The 14,724-nt window shown below is 59.2% G+C and carries 14 protein-coding genes; 9 read left to right on the top strand and 5 right to left on the bottom strand.

The features are described from left to right. A complete protein-coding gene (locus WG915_RS03980) occupies positions 1-474 on the bottom strand; it encodes a universal stress protein (RefSeq protein WP_339564215.1) in 474 nt (157 codons plus the stop codon). A 136-nt stretch (positions 475-610) separates the two neighbouring features. Here WG915_RS03980 and WG915_RS03975 point away from each other — a divergent pair, with 136 nt between their 5' ends. After that, a complete protein-coding gene (locus tag WG915_RS03975; protein WP_339564079.1) occupies positions 611-1,828 on the top strand; it encodes a glycoside hydrolase family 3 N-terminal domain-containing protein in 1,218 nt (405 codons plus the stop codon). Positions 1,829-1,891: 63 nt separating this feature from the next. Then, entirely contained in the window at positions 1,892-3,583 is a 1,692-nt protein-coding gene (locus WG915_RS03970; RefSeq protein ID WP_339564078.1) for a VanW family protein, read from the top strand. Here the strand turns inward: WG915_RS03970 and WG915_RS03965 are convergent. Then, complete coding sequence (locus WG915_RS03965) at positions 3,570-5,375, bottom strand: hypothetical protein (protein ID WP_339564077.1); 1,806 nt, start codon at positions 5,373-5,375, stop codon at positions 3,570-3,572. The genes WG915_RS03970 and WG915_RS03965 overlap by 14 nt on opposite strands. Positions 5,376-5,496: 121 nt before the next feature. Between WG915_RS03965 and WG915_RS03960 the strand changes: the two genes are divergently transcribed. The 5 genes from WG915_RS03960 (at position 5,497) to WG915_RS03940 (ending at position 9,684) form a co-directional block, all read left to right on the top strand. Continuing rightward, positions 5,497-6,714: an acetyl-CoA C-acyltransferase gene (locus tag WG915_RS03960; protein WP_339564076.1), complete on the top strand. Its 1,218-nt coding sequence runs from the start codon at positions 5,497-5,499 to the stop codon at positions 6,712-6,714. Positions 6,715-6,717: 3 nt separating this feature from the next. Further along, a complete protein-coding gene (locus WG915_RS03955; RefSeq protein WP_339564075.1) occupies positions 6,718-7,731 on the top strand; it encodes an enoyl-CoA hydratase/isomerase family protein in 1,014 nt (337 codons plus the stop codon). A 1-nt stretch (position 7,732) separates the two neighbouring features. Beyond that, a complete protein-coding gene (locus tag WG915_RS03950) occupies positions 7,733-8,503 on the top strand; it encodes an enoyl-CoA hydratase (RefSeq protein WP_339564074.1) in 771 nt (256 codons plus the stop codon). A 179-nt stretch (positions 8,504-8,682) separates the two neighbouring features. Continuing rightward, positions 8,683-9,345 (top strand): signal peptidase I, encoded by a 663-nt coding sequence (gene lepB, locus WG915_RS03945; protein WP_339564073.1) that lies wholly within the window; start codon positions 8,683-8,685, stop codon positions 9,343-9,345. Positions 9,346-9,357: 12 nt separating this feature from the next. Further along, complete coding sequence (locus WG915_RS03940; protein ID WP_339564072.1) at positions 9,358-9,684, top strand: hypothetical protein; 327 nt, start codon at positions 9,358-9,360, stop codon at positions 9,682-9,684. A gap of 3 nt (positions 9,685-9,687) precedes the next feature. Here WG915_RS03940 and WG915_RS03935 read toward each other — a convergent pair whose 3' ends face one another. The 3 genes from WG915_RS03935 to WG915_RS03925 form a co-directional block, all read right to left on the bottom strand. After that, the gene (locus WG915_RS03935) at positions 9,688-10,167 is read right to left on the bottom strand and encodes a MarR family transcriptional regulator (protein WP_339564071.1); all 480 of its coding nucleotides are present in this window, start codon (positions 10,165-10,167) and stop codon (positions 9,688-9,690) included. Between the two features lie 9 nt (positions 10,168-10,176). Then, a complete protein-coding gene (locus WG915_RS03930) occupies positions 10,177-11,904 on the bottom strand; it encodes an AMP-binding protein (protein WP_339564070.1) in 1,728 nt (575 codons plus the stop codon). A gap of 139 nt (positions 11,905-12,043) precedes the next feature. Beyond that, on the bottom strand, positions 12,044-12,604 hold the full coding sequence (locus WG915_RS03925; RefSeq protein ID WP_339564069.1) for a TetR/AcrR family transcriptional regulator: 561 nt from the start codon (positions 12,602-12,604) through the stop codon (positions 12,044-12,046). A 94-nt stretch (positions 12,605-12,698) separates the two neighbouring features. On the opposite strand from WG915_RS03925, the gene WG915_RS03920 reads away from it, so the two are divergent. Together WG915_RS03920 and WG915_RS03915 are read left to right on the top strand one after the other, a co-directional pair. Continuing rightward, positions 12,699-13,895 (top strand): acyl-CoA dehydrogenase family protein, encoded by a 1,197-nt coding sequence (locus WG915_RS03920; protein ID WP_339564068.1) that lies wholly within the window; start codon positions 12,699-12,701, stop codon positions 13,893-13,895. Positions 13,896-13,905: 10 nt separating this feature from the next. Continuing rightward, positions 13,906-14,649: an SDR family NAD(P)-dependent oxidoreductase gene (locus tag WG915_RS03915; RefSeq protein ID WP_339564067.1), complete on the top strand. Its 744-nt coding sequence runs from the start codon at positions 13,906-13,908 to the stop codon at positions 14,647-14,649. The last annotated feature ends 75 nt before the right edge of the window (positions 14,650-14,724 follow it).

Genomic DNA, 14,724 nt, shown 5'->3' with positions numbered 1-14,724 from the left:
CTATACCAATTCTTCTTCTACCGGAGGAACGATTAACACGGGTAACCCAGCGTTGCTCACGAGGTTCTCAGCGGTGGAGGAGGTAAATAGGGAGCGAATCCCCTTCAGCGCGCGGGTGCCGGTGACGATGACATCGGGGCGAAGCTCCTGCGCAGCATCGACGAGAGCACTCCAAATTGCGGTAGAAGATTCCACCAGGTGTGCGTGGGCCTCGAGGCCGTAGGACTCCGCAAGCGCAATTCCCTCCTGACAGGTCTCCAGTGCGTGAGTGTAGGCCGGGTCGTCGCCCTCAGCTGCTTCAATCGCGGAGGAAAAATCAGTCTGCATCATCCCAGCTCCGCCGGCTGCCCGGGCCGCTTGCCGGTGTAGTGGCTCCCACGCGGTGAGGATCTGCACATGACTCGGGCGTAGTAGCTCTGCACCGTATGCCAATGCGCGTTTGGATTCTTCGGAACCATCGAAGGCCACCAACATGACCTGCTCGTTCGGGGTTTTCACTGTACTTAACTCCTTGGGTACGCCTGTGGGTCCTTCTGTGCAGCCTAATCAACTTAGCGATATCGTGTCTGGGACACTACATGTGACGAGACGAACTATGGAGGTGACCCGCATGCGCAAAGTGCTGGCAGTTTTGGCAGCTTTGACGCTGGCTGGGTGTACTTCTGAAAGTGAGTCTATGCAGTTTGGCCCCCACCCGACGCTGGTGCAGAACTTGGCGGATCAGGCGAAGCAGGAAACGGAAGCCGTAGCAAAGGCTGCGGAGGAAGAGCAAGCTAATCGTCTTGGGGTGACTGTGGATCGGTTGCGCGAAGCGAAGTCGCAGCTACCAACCCAGCAGCGCGCTAAAGTAGCAACGCTGATGATGGTCGGGGTTCGAGACTACGACGATGCGAAATTTGCACTCGAGCAGGGAGCCGGCGGGATCTTCATCGGTTCGTGGACTTCGCCCGCACTGTTGACAGAGCCTGGGCGCGATCTGAAGGCCCTGCGCGCAGAAATTGGGCGTCCGTTTTCCGTATCTATTGATGCCGAAGGCGGTCGTGTCCAGCGGCAGCCAGCACTGTTCGGTGCGGTGCCTGCACCGCGTAGTATCGCGGAATCCAAAACGCCAGCGCAGGCCCGCGCGATTGGATTCGAACTAGGTCGGGGACTGCGCACGGCAGGCGTGACGGTGGACTTTGCGCCCGTGTTGGACGTGGACGGCGGCAAAGCTGGCGGCGCCATTGGGGATCGCAGCTTCTCCAGCGATCCGGACACGGCTGCCCGGTACGGTGCGGCGTTCGCCCAAGGGCTGCGCGATGCCGGGATTCAACCTGTGTATAAACACTTCCCTGGTCATGGGCGGGTCTCGGGAGATTCTCACTTTGAAGATGTCACCTCACCATCGTTGGAATCTGTCAAGAGTGTGGACCTCGCACCGTACGGTCCGGCGCTGCGAGAGGCTCCAGGAGCTGTGATGGTGGGGCACGTACGGGTTCCGGGCCTAGGAGATGCCAGCCCTTCCACTATTAATCCGGCTGCTTATGCGCTGTTGCGTAGCGGTGATTATCCGGGCGGCGCCCCACACCGTGGGGTGGTGTATACCGATGACCTGTCTGGAATGAAGGCGATTAGCAATCGTTTGTCTACCCCGCAGGCGGCAACTGCGGCACTCGTGGCGGGGGCCGACTGTGCGTTGTGGATTTCTACGGGGGCGTTGTCTGAGGCGATCGATTCCACTGACAATGCAGTTTCCGCGGGTACATATCCCCAAGCTCAACTGGAAGATTCTGCATTACGTGTGAAACTGCAACAACTTGATCAACAGGGGTTTCGACCCGCAGGCTAGGAATTTAGTGGCTATTGTCACTAGGGTTGGGGGAGTTAATAGTCACTTTGTGCATGGAGTTGTATGTCCTCAGATCATTCCTCGAAGCCTAAGCGGAAGCGTGGCGCGATAGTCGCTGGCGTTCTTGCTGGCTTATTCGGCCTGTGTGGCCTTGCATACGGTGCTGATTACTTCCTCACCCAGGATCAAGTACCTCGAGGGACCACGATCGCTGGCGTGCCTGTAGGTGGAATGTCGCCGGAAGCGGCCGCCGCGAAACTCGCGGAGGAATTGTCTGCGCGGACAACTGAACCAGTGGACGTGGCTGCGGGACAACGGCAGGCACACGTTGATCCAACTACTGCGGGGCTCACTGTCGATTGGCAGGCCACTGTCGATGCCGCTGGTGCGCAGCCGCTCAACCCAATTGACCGGGTGTCTTCTTTCTTCTCCGAGCGGGAAGTTGGGATAGTCAGCGCAGTTGATGAAGCTCGCTTTGCCCCTGAGCTCACGCGAGTGCAACAGGAACTGACCTTCGCGCCGTCGAATGCAGCGGTAGCTCTGGCAGATGGCAAGGTGGCACCGACGCAGCCTATCGACGGCCAAAACGTCGATACGGCAGCGCTGCGCTCTGCGCTAGTTAGTGATTGGCTCGATCCGGCCGGAGTTGCCGTGCAACCGGAGGTGACCAAGCCTGAGATTGGTGCAGCAGCGCTTCAGAAAGCCGTGGAAGGCGATGCGAAGGTGGCTGTTTCTGGCCCGATCGTAGTTTCAGGCCGTGACGGCGTTTCCGGTGAAATCCCAGTGGAGCGCATGGGGGAAGTGGTGACCTTCGTTCCGGAGGGGGCTGGCTTCAAAACCGATGTCAATGTGGAGGCCGCGCGCGGGATTCTCGCGGAGAACTTATCCAAGACGGAAGTGAAGAAGAAGAACGCTGATATCTCCTTTGCTGGTAGTGGCCGGGCGGTGACTCCGTCCGTTGACGGCGTGAAGATCGATTGGGAAAAGGTCTTGGCTGATTTCCCGGCGCGGGTTATTGGGGCAGCGCCGCGCACTTTCGAAGCCACTTACATTGATGAAAAGGCTACTTTCACTACCGAAATGGCGGAGACTGCCACTTTCGATGACACGATCGGATCCTTTACCACCGGTGGTTTCTCGGGGGCCTCGGGTACGAATATCGCTAAGACTGCTGCGCTGGTGGATGGGGCAATCGTGGCGCCGGGGGATACCTTTTCCCTCAACGGCTGGACCGGCCCACGTGGTCGCGCCCAGGGCTTTGTGGAATCTGGGATCATCATGAACGGTCACGCGGACAAGGCGGTTGGCGGCGGTATTTCGCAGTTCGCCACCACGCTTTATAACGCCTACTATTTTGCGGGCATGGAGGACGTCGCGCACACGCCACATAGCTACTACATCTCCCGCTACCCAGCAGGACGTGAGGCGACCGTTTTTGACGGCGCAATTGACTTGGTGTTCAAGAACACATCCAAGTATCCGGTGATGATCAGCGCCGGGGTGTCAGGTGATTCGGTGACGGTGGCGCTGAAGGGGGTCAAGACCGTGGAAGTCGAGTCCGTTTCTGGCGGGCGTTGGGCTCCTACCCAGCCGCGTGAGATGAAGGTGCCGGGAGATTCCTGCCAGCCGTCCAGTGGCGCGCCGGGCTTCACGACGTCCGATACCCGCATCATCCGATCCCTGTCGGGCGCCGAGATTTCTCGAGACACGTTCACCACCGTGTATGACCCGCAGCCGATCGTTAGGTGCGGTTAAGCTCCACCGTCCATTGCTTGCCACGCTGCCATACGTGCAGGGTGCGACCATCGATCAGGTGCGCTACAAGATCTGGCGTGGCCGCCACTGGTCGCGTGCGGAACTCAGCTACTGGCAGCGTACACATCGGTTCTTCAGTTGCTGGATCAAGGTACTCGATCCGGTCTTCGCTCTCGTAGCCGGCGATCGTGCCGAGCGGAACCGGCACGCCACGACCGTCATTGATCTCCTTGACCACTGCGAGCTCAGCATCGAGCAGATATCCGCTGCCCCAACCGAGTGACACCGCATAGCCGTCGCCCCAGCGCATCGCGTTGTCAATCAGCCGCTCGAGGACACGCAAGGGACTTACCTCGATGCGTCCATTTGCATCCACCTTGCCCACGGAGGCGATCATGTCAGACGCATTCCACAACCCGACCAGGCCATCGCGGAACTCGTTCATGATCGACCAATCCTGGGGCGCCTGTGGCATCGGCTGCGATTCCGGCATTGATTGCTTGGAGGCGAACTTATCGCCAAGTGAAAAGGCGGTGTTGCCGTCGCTAAGCTGGCCGGCAGCAAACCGCAGCCGCGTGCCGACGGGCACCGGAATCGTCGTACGTTTCGTCTGCGCGCCGGTGCGGATATCAAAGCCGTGCGCGATGGGGAGGTCGGCGTCGAGGAGCCACAACTGGCCGTCGATAATGGCCGCGTCCGACGTAGCTAGGTCGCGGGCCGGGGCGGGGCGGTCTGGGCCGCGCGTATCGACGTCCAACACAATGCACTCCACTGATGCATTGGGAGCTTGTGGCCGATATCCGGTCGTCGTGTCCACCTCGCGCCACGTGATGAAGTCACTGCCGAAGCTGCGTTCTTGGACGAAGAGTCGTTTGATGTAGAGCAGGCTGGCGGTAGGTCCGGGGCGATCTCGGTCGATTGCCACATAGCCGCGGATTTCGGTGTCGCCTGCCAGTGGCTCGGTGCTGCTCAGTTCAGCGGTCCAGCCTTCGCCTGCGGCGTAACCCAGCCAACGGTTGTGGGAGTAGCGGGCTGGAAGTGCGGTCACCCGGTGGGTGGCAAGCTTTTCAGGTTCGGTGTATCGATTTTCGGGGATGAGCTCTAGGCTCTGGCGGGTCCAGTCCCCGACGGTGAAGGGGAAAATTGCGCTTTCGAGGATATCGGAGGTCAGCCATACTCGAAGGTCATCGCGCAGCGGTGGCAGTTCTTGTGGGGTTTCCGTGACTTCGGGTGAAGCCGGTGGTGCGAAGTCGATGGCCTCTCCAGTCCAGGAGGTGTCCGGAATTGCGGTGAGCACCTCGAAACTGCTTGCTTCCACCTCGAACTCATTGTTGGTGATGGCAAGCAGCACGCCGGTTTCTTGGTCGATTCGCAACGTGGCCTCCGGCATGCTGAAGTGCGCATCCCAGGTGTTTCTGCCAAGCAAGGAGCCTTGCGTGACTTCCATGAAGGTGGTTGGGAAATTAAGGGAATCTCCGCTGCTCAGGAAGGGGGCACCCCCACCGAAGGCGGCGAAGGAACTCTCGCGGTAATAGGTGGGCAGCTCGTCGGGGCGAAACACCCAGCAGCCTTTCTCGGAGCGGCGGAACACGTCTGCTTCGCCGCGGTAGGCGCGGACGGCTGTGCCGTGGCGCTCAATGCACAACCCATCCGGGTTGGCGGCCACGATCACGGGGGTCATGACCCAGCCAAAGTCCGCGCCTTCTGATTGCCTTATCGCGCGGAGCGTGATCCGGTGGGGGACGGCGTCGCTTGACTGGAGTAGCGAGATGAACTCGGGGAGACTCTGCATGGGTTTTAGCTTAGATTCTCTGTTGCGCTGGGGAGTTTTGTTGCGCTTCAAAAGACTGCTCCTATTGCAGCGGTGCTGCGATTTCTAACAATTCCCCCAAAACAGTGGCGCAGATCACGCTATGGCGGTACGGTTGGAAACAAATTCGTACCGTGAAAGAAGGTGTCTTGTGACCAGTGAAGTTGTCATCGTAGGTGCAGCCCGCACGCCGTTCGGAAAGCTGCTCGGCGGCTTGTCTGGCCTGAAAGCCACGGAACTTGGCTCCCACGCCATTAAGGGTGCCTTGGGCGATATTGATCCGAATGTGGTTGAGGCCGTGGTTATGGGGCAGGTTTTGCAGGCCGGTGCTGGCCAGAACCCGGCCAAGCAAGCGGCATTGGGGGCAGGCATTTCACCGAACGCGCACACCAATACCGTGAACAAGGTGTGCCTGTCCGGCCTCACCGCGGTGATTGACTCTGCGCGACTCATCCGGGCCGGTGAGGCAGAAGTCGTGGTGGCTGGTGGCATGGAATCCATGTCCAACGCTCCGCACCTGCTGCCGAAGTCTCGTACCGGCACCAAATACGGTGAGATCACGATGGTCGACCACATGGCGTGGGATGGTCTGACCGATGCCGGCAAAGCCATCTCCATGGGTGAGCTGACCGAAGAGTTTGCGGACATCTATCCTGTGGCTCGCGAGGAACAGGACGCCCTGGCTGCAGAATCGCATAATCGAGCGGAACATCATCGCAGCATCTTGGCGCGTGAGATAGTCCCGGTGACTATCAAGCAGCGCAAGGCGGATGTCACTGTTGCTGAAGACGAGGGGGTTCGCGCCGGCGCAACTGCTGAGTCCATGGCTGGCCTGCGCCCTGCCTTCACCAAGGAGGGAACCATCACCGCGGGTAGTTCTTCCCCAATCTCGGACGGTGCCGCCGCTGTAGTGCTGACCACCCGTGAGCGAGCTGAAGAGGAGGGCTGGGCGGTCATGGCAGTGCTGCGATCCCCGGGGCAGGTCGCAGGCCCTGATGCCTCGCTACAGGCGCAGCCGGCACATGCTCTGGAAAAGGCGCTGGAGCGCGAAGGGTGGAGTGCCGCAGATCTGGACATCATCGAAATCAATGAGGCCTTTGCTGCTGTTGGCGTCTACTCCGCGAAGCAACTTGGCGTGAGCCTGGACAAGGTCAACCCTTGTGGTGGCGCTATTGCGTTGGGCCACCCGATCGGGGCATCTGGAGCTCGACTTGTGGCACACTTGGCACATCGCTTGGCTAATGGCGAGGCGAAGAAAGTCGGCGCCTCCCTGTGCGGTGGCGGTGGCCAAGGTGAAGCAATCCTGATGGAGGCGAACTGAAGAATGATCCGAACTGAGATCCGCGGCCACGCGGGTATCATCACCCTCGACCGTCCGAAAGCCCTGAACGCGCTCAGTCACGAAATGGCCAACAGCATCACCCTCGCGCTGGAAGATTGGAGCGATGATGACACCGTGCAGTTAGTTATCGTGCGCGGTGCAGGTGAGCGCGGCCTGTGCGCCGGCGGCGACGTCGCAGCCCTACGCGAGGACGCGCTTAACGACGGCCATGCGGGCGCAGACTTTTGGGCGGATGAATACCGGCTGAACCTGATGATTTCCCAGTTCCCGAAGCCGTACGTTGCCATCATGAACGGCATTGTCCTCGGTGGGGGCGTCGGTATCTCAGCTCACGGATCGCACCGGATCGTCACCGATTCCACCAGGCTGGGAATGCCAGAAACCGGGATTGGATTCGCCCCAGATGTTGGTGGATCATGGATTCTGGGACACGCGCCGGATAACCTCGGTGTGCATTATGGACTGACAGGAATCCATGAGGGGGGCGCGCAGGCCATCGAAGCGGGGCTCGCTGACTATCTCATTTCGGATCAAGACATCGAGGCTCTAGTCGGCGAGCTGTGCCAGACGGGGCAGGTAGGGGTCATTGAGAAGTATGCGGTGCAGGCTCCAGTCGGATTCGGACCGCGACGTGCCGAAATCAACCGCATTTACAGCGCTGATTCTGTCGAGGAAATCCTTTCCCAGCTCGATGCGCATGAGGAAGAGTGGGCAGCTGATGCTGCCAAACGGATCCGTCGTAACAGCCCCCTAGCGCTGAAGGTGACCTTGGAATCCATCCGCCGAGCACGCAGCCTGACGCTGGCCGATGCCCTCCGTGCAGAATACCGAGTGTCCTGCCATCTCCAGCAGCAACCCGACTTTGCTGAAGGTGTGCGCGCCCAGATCATTGACAAAGACCGCAACCCACAGTGGCAACCAGCTACCCTCGAGGATGTCACTACAGAGCACATCGACGCCATTTTCGCGCCGCTAGAAAAGGAACTGGAAATCTAATATGTCGTTTGAAAACATCCTGGTTGAACGTAAAGGTCGCGTTGGCATCATCACGCTGAACCGCCCGAAGGCGCTCAACGCCCTCAATGATCAAACCATGCGGGAAGTCGCCGCAGCGGCGCAAGAACTCGACCACGAGGACATCGGTTGCATCATCCTCACCGGTTCTGAAAAGGCGTTTGCTGCTGGAGCCGACATCAAAGAGATGTCCACCAAATCGGGAACTGAAATGTTCAACTTGGACTGGTTCGCCGGTTGGGATGCATTCACCGCTGTGCGCACTCCAGTGATCGCCGCCGTAAACGGCTACGCCCTCGGTGGTGGCTGTGAAGTTGCGATGATGTGTGACTTCATCATCGCCGGTGACAAGGCGAAATTCGGTCAACCGGAAATCAACCTTGGTGTCACCCCGGGTATGGGTGGTTCGCAGCGCCTTACCCGCGCGGTAGGCAAGGCAAAAGCAATGGAAATGTGCCTCACCGGGCGCATGATGCCAGCGGAAGAAGCCGAACAGTCTGGTCTGGTTGCCCGCGTTGTGCCAGCAGAATCCCTGCTTGACGAGGCTCTGAAGACTGCGGAAATTATCGCAGCTAAGTCGCTCGTTGCGTCCCGCATGGTTAAGGAACAGATCAATGCCGCCTATGAGATGACTCTGGCTCAGGGCATCCAGTACGAGCGTCGTACCTTCCACTCCCTCTTTTCTTCTGAAGATCAAAAGGAAGGCATGGCTGCCTTCGTGGAGAAGCGCGAACCAGAATTCAAGCACCGCTAGCCCACGTCGGTAGGCGGCCTCGCCCCGAGCTCCCCAGCGCGTCATTGTTGTATAACGCACGTGGCTGGGGATGCTTGGGGTTTTAATTTTGAGGAGCGGATGGCCGTGATTTTTGCTATCACTTATAAAACGGGGATCGATATTCAATTTTCGCTTTAGAAATAGGTGTTGCAGGAGTCGTGAAGGTTCTCAAAGAATACGCACTTGTCATTGTCATGACGATTGCGCTCATCGCCGTCGTTCATGTCCTTGTCGGGCGGATGTATGTAGTTCCTTCGGGATCGATGGAACCCACGCTTCATGGATGCCCCGGGTGCCAGGGTGATCGCATCGTTGCGGAAAAGATTTCCTACTACTTTTCCGAGCCGCAACCGGGTGACGTGGTGGTGTTTGATGCCCCGGAGTCTTGGCACAATGAGCCCGCCCCGTGGAGCGTCGTCAAAGCCTTGGGATCGATAGGGCTGGGACCGGGCGGAGATCACATAATGGTTAAGCGAGTTATCGCGGTGGCGGGGCAGACGGTGTCCTGCAAACCCGGTGATCCGGCGATCATGGTCGATGGAAAAGCAACGAACCAAGAGTTCATCCTGCAGCCTGCAGCCCAGCCAGTGGCCGCTGCGAGCGGATCGGAGAACTGTGGCGGCGCCTACTTCGGCCCGATCGTGGTTCCCGAAGACCGGCTATGGGTCATGGGAGATAATCGCACGATGTCTGCGGACTCACGGTTTCACATGGGGATTGAAAACGGTACCGTGCCGACTCAGAATGTGGCCGGTAAAGTCACGGCTAAGATCTGGCCATTGCAGCGGATCGAATTCGGGTTGACAGAGAAAATTGACTAGGAGCTCACAACGATGAAAACCCCAGCCAGCCGAATTGTCAAGCCGAGCAATTTTATCGAGAAACTGCTTGCCTGGCAGCCACTGCAGATCTTCACTGGCATTTACGGAAAAATTGCTATCGGTGGGCACTTGATTGTTAGCGATGATGCGGTGGTGTTTGAGCCACATGCAGTCAATCTCTCTAACGAGGTCGTGCGGATTCCGCGCGAGAACATTGCGAAGATACACAAAAAGCAGGCCTTAGCCGCCGCCATTTTGGTGGTGGAGCTTGTTGATGGCACAGTTGAGCAGTTCATTTCCTGGAAACGGAACGAGATTATCGCCGCCGTGGGGAAATAGCGCTCAAGCGTCACCCAATGTGCGTCGAAACGCCGTCAGCTCTGCTAACAAATTCGGCTGAACGTTGAGGGATTCAAAGAATTCGTTGAGCGCGGGGGTTGCCGAGGATACTAACGCGATGCCTTGGTCCGTGATGCTAACGAGGATCCCGCGCCCGTCTTTTGGGTCTCGGGATCGCGAAACTAGCCCGTCCTTTTCCAATGCCGTGACCATGTGCGTCACGGAGGCTGGCGGAATGTTAAGCCGTGAGCTGGCCTTCTTCATGGGCAGTGCGCCGGAGCGGGAGAACATGAGCAGGGTCAGCAATTCGTAACGGGAAAAAGAGATCCCGAAGGGGCGCAGTATCGCGTCCGCTTGGACAGAGAGCAGCGCCCCGATGCGCACCAGCGAAGTAACCGTCGCCATCCCTTGGGAAGCTGACTCCCACCCCCGCTGCTGCCAATTGCGTTGCGCTTCAAGTACAGGATCAAAAGGGGTGGGCATGAGGAAATACTAACCCTTCAGTGAAGGAAAATCCGCGTCGGAGAACTCAGTGGATACCGAGGTAGCCCCGCCGTCGCCAGCGTGGATCTCACTTTCCCGCTTGCGCAGGTCAACGCGGCGAATCTTGCCAGAGACGGTCTTTGGAAGCTCATAAAACTCGATCCGGCGGATGCGCTTGTAGGGTGCCAAGGTCTCACGACAGTGTTTCAGGATCGACTCGGCCGTGTCTGCAGAAGGAGAAAACCCACTGGCCAATGCGATATAAGCCTTTGGTACGGCGAGGCGGATCGGGTCTGGAGAAGGAACCACTGCCACTTCCGCCACCGCCTCGTGCTCGATGACTGCGGACTCGAGTTCGAAGGGGGAAAGGCGGTAATCGGAGGCTTTGAACACGTCATCGTCACGGCCGACGTAGGTGATGTAGCCGTCGTCGTCACGCTCAGCGATGTCGCCGGTGTGGTAGTAGCCGTCACGGAAAACCTCGGCGTTTTTCTCGTCGGCATTGTAGTAGCCCGGGGTCAGTCCGACGGGGCGGGGATCAATGGACAGGCAGATTTCGCCGTGATTGGTCTCCTCGCCGGTGATGGGGTCGATCAGGCGCACGTCCATGCCTGGCAGTGGACGCCCCATGGAACCTGGTTTTACGGGCTGTCCTGGGGTGTTGGCGATCTGCAGCGAAGACTCGGTCTGGCCGAAGCCATCGCGGATTGTGGTGCCCCAAGCACGTTCGACGGTGGCGATCATCTCTGGGTTGAGTGGCTCGCCGGCGGCAACCAGCTTGGTCGGTGGGGTTTTCAGGCGGGAAAGGTCCGCTTGGGCGAGCATCCGCCAAACGGTCGGTGGGGCGCAGAAACTGGTTACGCCTTCGCGGCCCATCGTATCCATCAGCGCTGCGGCGTCGAAACGAGAGTAGTTGTATACAAAAATGGTGGCGCCGGCAATCCACGGGGCGAAGAAGTTGGACCAGGCGTGCTTTGCCCAGCCGGGTGCTGCCACATTGAGATGCACGTCCTGTGGGGTCAGCCCAATCCAGTAGACGGTGGTGAGGTGGCCGACTGGGTAAGAGGTGTGGGTGTGCTGCACCAGCTTCGCCTTCGACGTGGTGCCGGAGGTGAAGTAGAGGAATAGTAGTTCGTCGGCCTGTGTTGCGACGCCAGCAGTGAACTCGGTGGCTGCCTGAAAAGACTCGGTGTACTGGATCGTAGGGTGCGTGTCCTGTACTGGGGCTTCGTCGCCGACCTGGATGATGGTGAATTCACCGGTGACTGGGCCGAACTTCTCGGCATCCTCAGGGTTGACTACCACCCAGGACACCTCGGCGCGTTCGGTGCGATCCTGGAGGTCTGCGGTGCCGAGCATCGCGGTGGCAGGGTTCATGACAAAGCCACCCTTGATGCAGGCCAGCATGCATTCCCAGAGTTCGACTTGGTTGTTGAGCATCAGCATGATGCGCTCGCCGCGCTTAACGCCGATGTCGGTGAGCCAGTTGGCAACTTGGTCCGAGCGCTCCTTCAACTCGGCGAAGGTGCGGCGTGTCTCGGAGCCATCGATCTCGATGATGACGAGGGCCTCTTGGTCTTTGCTTTCTCCTGTGGCCAGGGCATCGAACCAGTCCAATGCGAAGTTGAAGTTTTCAAAGCGAGGCCATTCAAAGGCTTCGCGGGCCGCGGTGTAGTCCTGTTGATGCTTGATGAGGGTGTCGCGCGCCGCGCGGAACTGTTCGGTGATGGTGGACATGGTGGCTCCTTACAGTGAAGTTCAACTTCAATGACGGAGGTGAGAGTGAGCCAGCTCCGCCACAATGACAGTTGTGATCTAGGTCGCAATCCGAGCCTAGTTGCAAGTTGAACTAAATGCGAGGGCTTTCGAGAAAAAGTTAGTGCGGGGCGGAAATTCCATGCAGGACGAGCTGTCCTAGCTCGCGGTAGGCATCTCCGAAGGGGATGGTGGCGGCGAAGTCTCCCTGCTGAATCTGCTCCATTGCGTGCTGGATAAGGAGGGTGACAAAGCTGGGGGAGGTGGCTGAAAACTCGCCGGATTTCACGCCGCGCTCAATAATGTCGGAGATTTTCCTGTTTGCGGCCATGGTGTTGAGTTCGTAGATTGGGCGGGCTACTTCTTCGGTTGCTAGGTCTCGCATAAACTCCGGCGATGCTGGGGAAAGTGCCGTGGTCATGGCGGAAAAATAGGTTTCCAAGATTGTCTTTTGAGAGCGGATCCCCGTCAGTTGGGCATCCACTTGGCGGGTGATCTCTTTAAAGAAGGTAACCAAAATCCGCCGGACGATCTCATCGCGAGAGGTTCCAAGCGCGTACATCGTCGACTTGGAGCAGTGGAACCTGGCAACTGCGCCGTCGATAGTGAATGAGTGAAATCCTTCGCTAAGGAAGGAAGTGTATAGGGCGTCGAAAAGCTCGCGTTGACGTGCAGTGAGCATAAAAACCCTTCAAAGTAGTGACGTGGCGCACATTAATCTGTACGCTTGGCAGTGAAATCGTACTAATTATCCTAGTTCACTAGAGGAGAAGGGCATGCCGCCACTACTTGGGAATCAACCTCACCTGGCGAATATCGAATTTCCTAACGCCGATATTCTCGCAGTTGCAGACATGCTTTCCCCCCAAGAACAGGAACAACTCCAAGTGATCCATGAGTTCCTGCAAACCGAGATACGGCCCAACGTGGGCGAGTACTGGGATCGCGAGGAATTGCCATTTGAGATGCTTCCCAAGCTCGCAGCCCACGGCCTTGGCGAACTGGACTTCATCTCCGACTCCCGCCTGTTCAAGGGATTAGTTTATGCGGAAGTGACCCGCGCTGACGTCTCCCTCTCTGCGTTAGTGGGTATCCATAATGAGCTGATCGTGGACTTCATCAACGCCATGGGCACCCAGGAGCAGCAGGACACCTGGCTGCCGGGGTTACGCCAGTTTGAGAAGGTTGGCTGCTTCGCACTCACCGAACCGGACCACGGCTCCGATATTGCCGGCGGATTGGCCACCACCGCGGAACGAACTCAGGATGGCTGGCTGATCAACGGCGCCAAACGCTGGATTGGTGCGGGTACTTTTGCGGACTTCGCCCTCGTCTTTGCGCGCGACGTTGCTGACAATGAGATCAAGGGCTTCCTCGTGGAGCTCGACCGCGAGGGGGTATCTACCAGCAAGATCTCCCGCAAGCTGGGCCTGCGCATCATGCAGAACGCTAACATGGAGTTCAAGAACGTCCACATCCCGGCCGAGAACCAGCTCCCGGGCGCGGCCTCCTTCGCCGCCACCAACGTGCTGCTGCGCAACTCCCGCGCCTGGGTTGGCTGGCAGGGGGCAGGCATCCAGCTGGCCATGTTCGACGCAGCCCGGCGCTACGCAATCGAGCGCGAGCAGTTCGGCCGACCGCTGGCCAAGTTCCAGCTCATCCAGGAGCCGCTGGTGCGCATCCTGGGCAACGCAACGGCGTCGCTGTCGATGATGGCGCAGGTCGCTCGCATCCAGCAGGACGACGAAATGGACATGCCGCACGCGGCCCTGGCGAAGGCCACCACCACGCGCCTGGCCCGCGAGTCCGCCGCTGCCTGTCGCGGGATCTTCGGCGGCAATGGCATGTGCACGGACTTCGAGGCCTCCAAGCTCATGGCCGATGCCGAGATCATCTTCACCTACGAAGGCACCTACGAAATCAACTCACTCATCGTCGGGCGCGCAGTCACTGGCCGCTCCGCATTCGTGTAAGGAAACTGCAATGGACATCAAGAACAAAGTAGCTATCATCACTGGCGGCGCATCCGGTCTCGGTGCCGCAACGGCCCAAGCGCTTGTCGACGCCGGCGTGAAAGTATTCTCCTTCGACCTACAGGCAGGCGACATCGAGGGCGTCACCTACCTGACCGTGGATGTCACTTCCCCGGAGGCAGTCACCGCGGCCGTTGCCGAGGCTGCCGCCGCTGGCGAGCTGCGCCTGCTCGTGGCCTGCGCCGGTATTTGCCCATCCCAGCGCATCATGGGGCGCAAGGGGCCGCATGACCTGGGCCTGTACGCCAAGACCATTCAGGTGAACCTCATTGGCACTTTCAACGTCCTGACCGCGTTCTCCGAGGTTGTCGCAGGCCTCGAGCCGGTAGATGAGGACGGTCAGCGTGGCGTGGCCATCATGACCGCCTCCGTCGCGGCCTTCGAAGGTCAGGTCGGCCAGGCCGCCTACGCGTCCTCTAAGGGTGGCATCTACGCCTTGACCATCACCGCCGCCCGTGACCTCGCATCGCTGGGCATCCGGGTGTGCTCCATTGCGCCGGGCGTGGTGAACACCCCGATGATGGCCTCGGTGTCCGACGAGTTCCGCGAGGAACTGGAGTCCCGCGTCCAGTTCCCTGGCCGCATGGCGCACCCGGCAGAGTACGCGCAGCTGGTCCAGCAGATCGTGGCAAACAACTACCTCAACGGCGAGACGATCCGCCTGGACGGTGGTTTACGCATGCCACCGCGCTAACCTGCGAGTTTGAGATCATCGCGACTGTTTAATCAGCCGGCTGGCAGGCGGAAAAGGATGCTGAAACGGGGCGCC

The sequence above is a fragment of the Corynebacterium sp. H128 genome, assembly GCF_037482625.1.
Lineage (GTDB): Bacteria > Actinomycetota > Actinomycetes > Mycobacteriales > Mycobacteriaceae > Corynebacterium.
The sequence above is the reverse complement of the archived record's forward strand: the minus strand, read 5'-3'. Positions and strand labels throughout refer to the sequence as shown.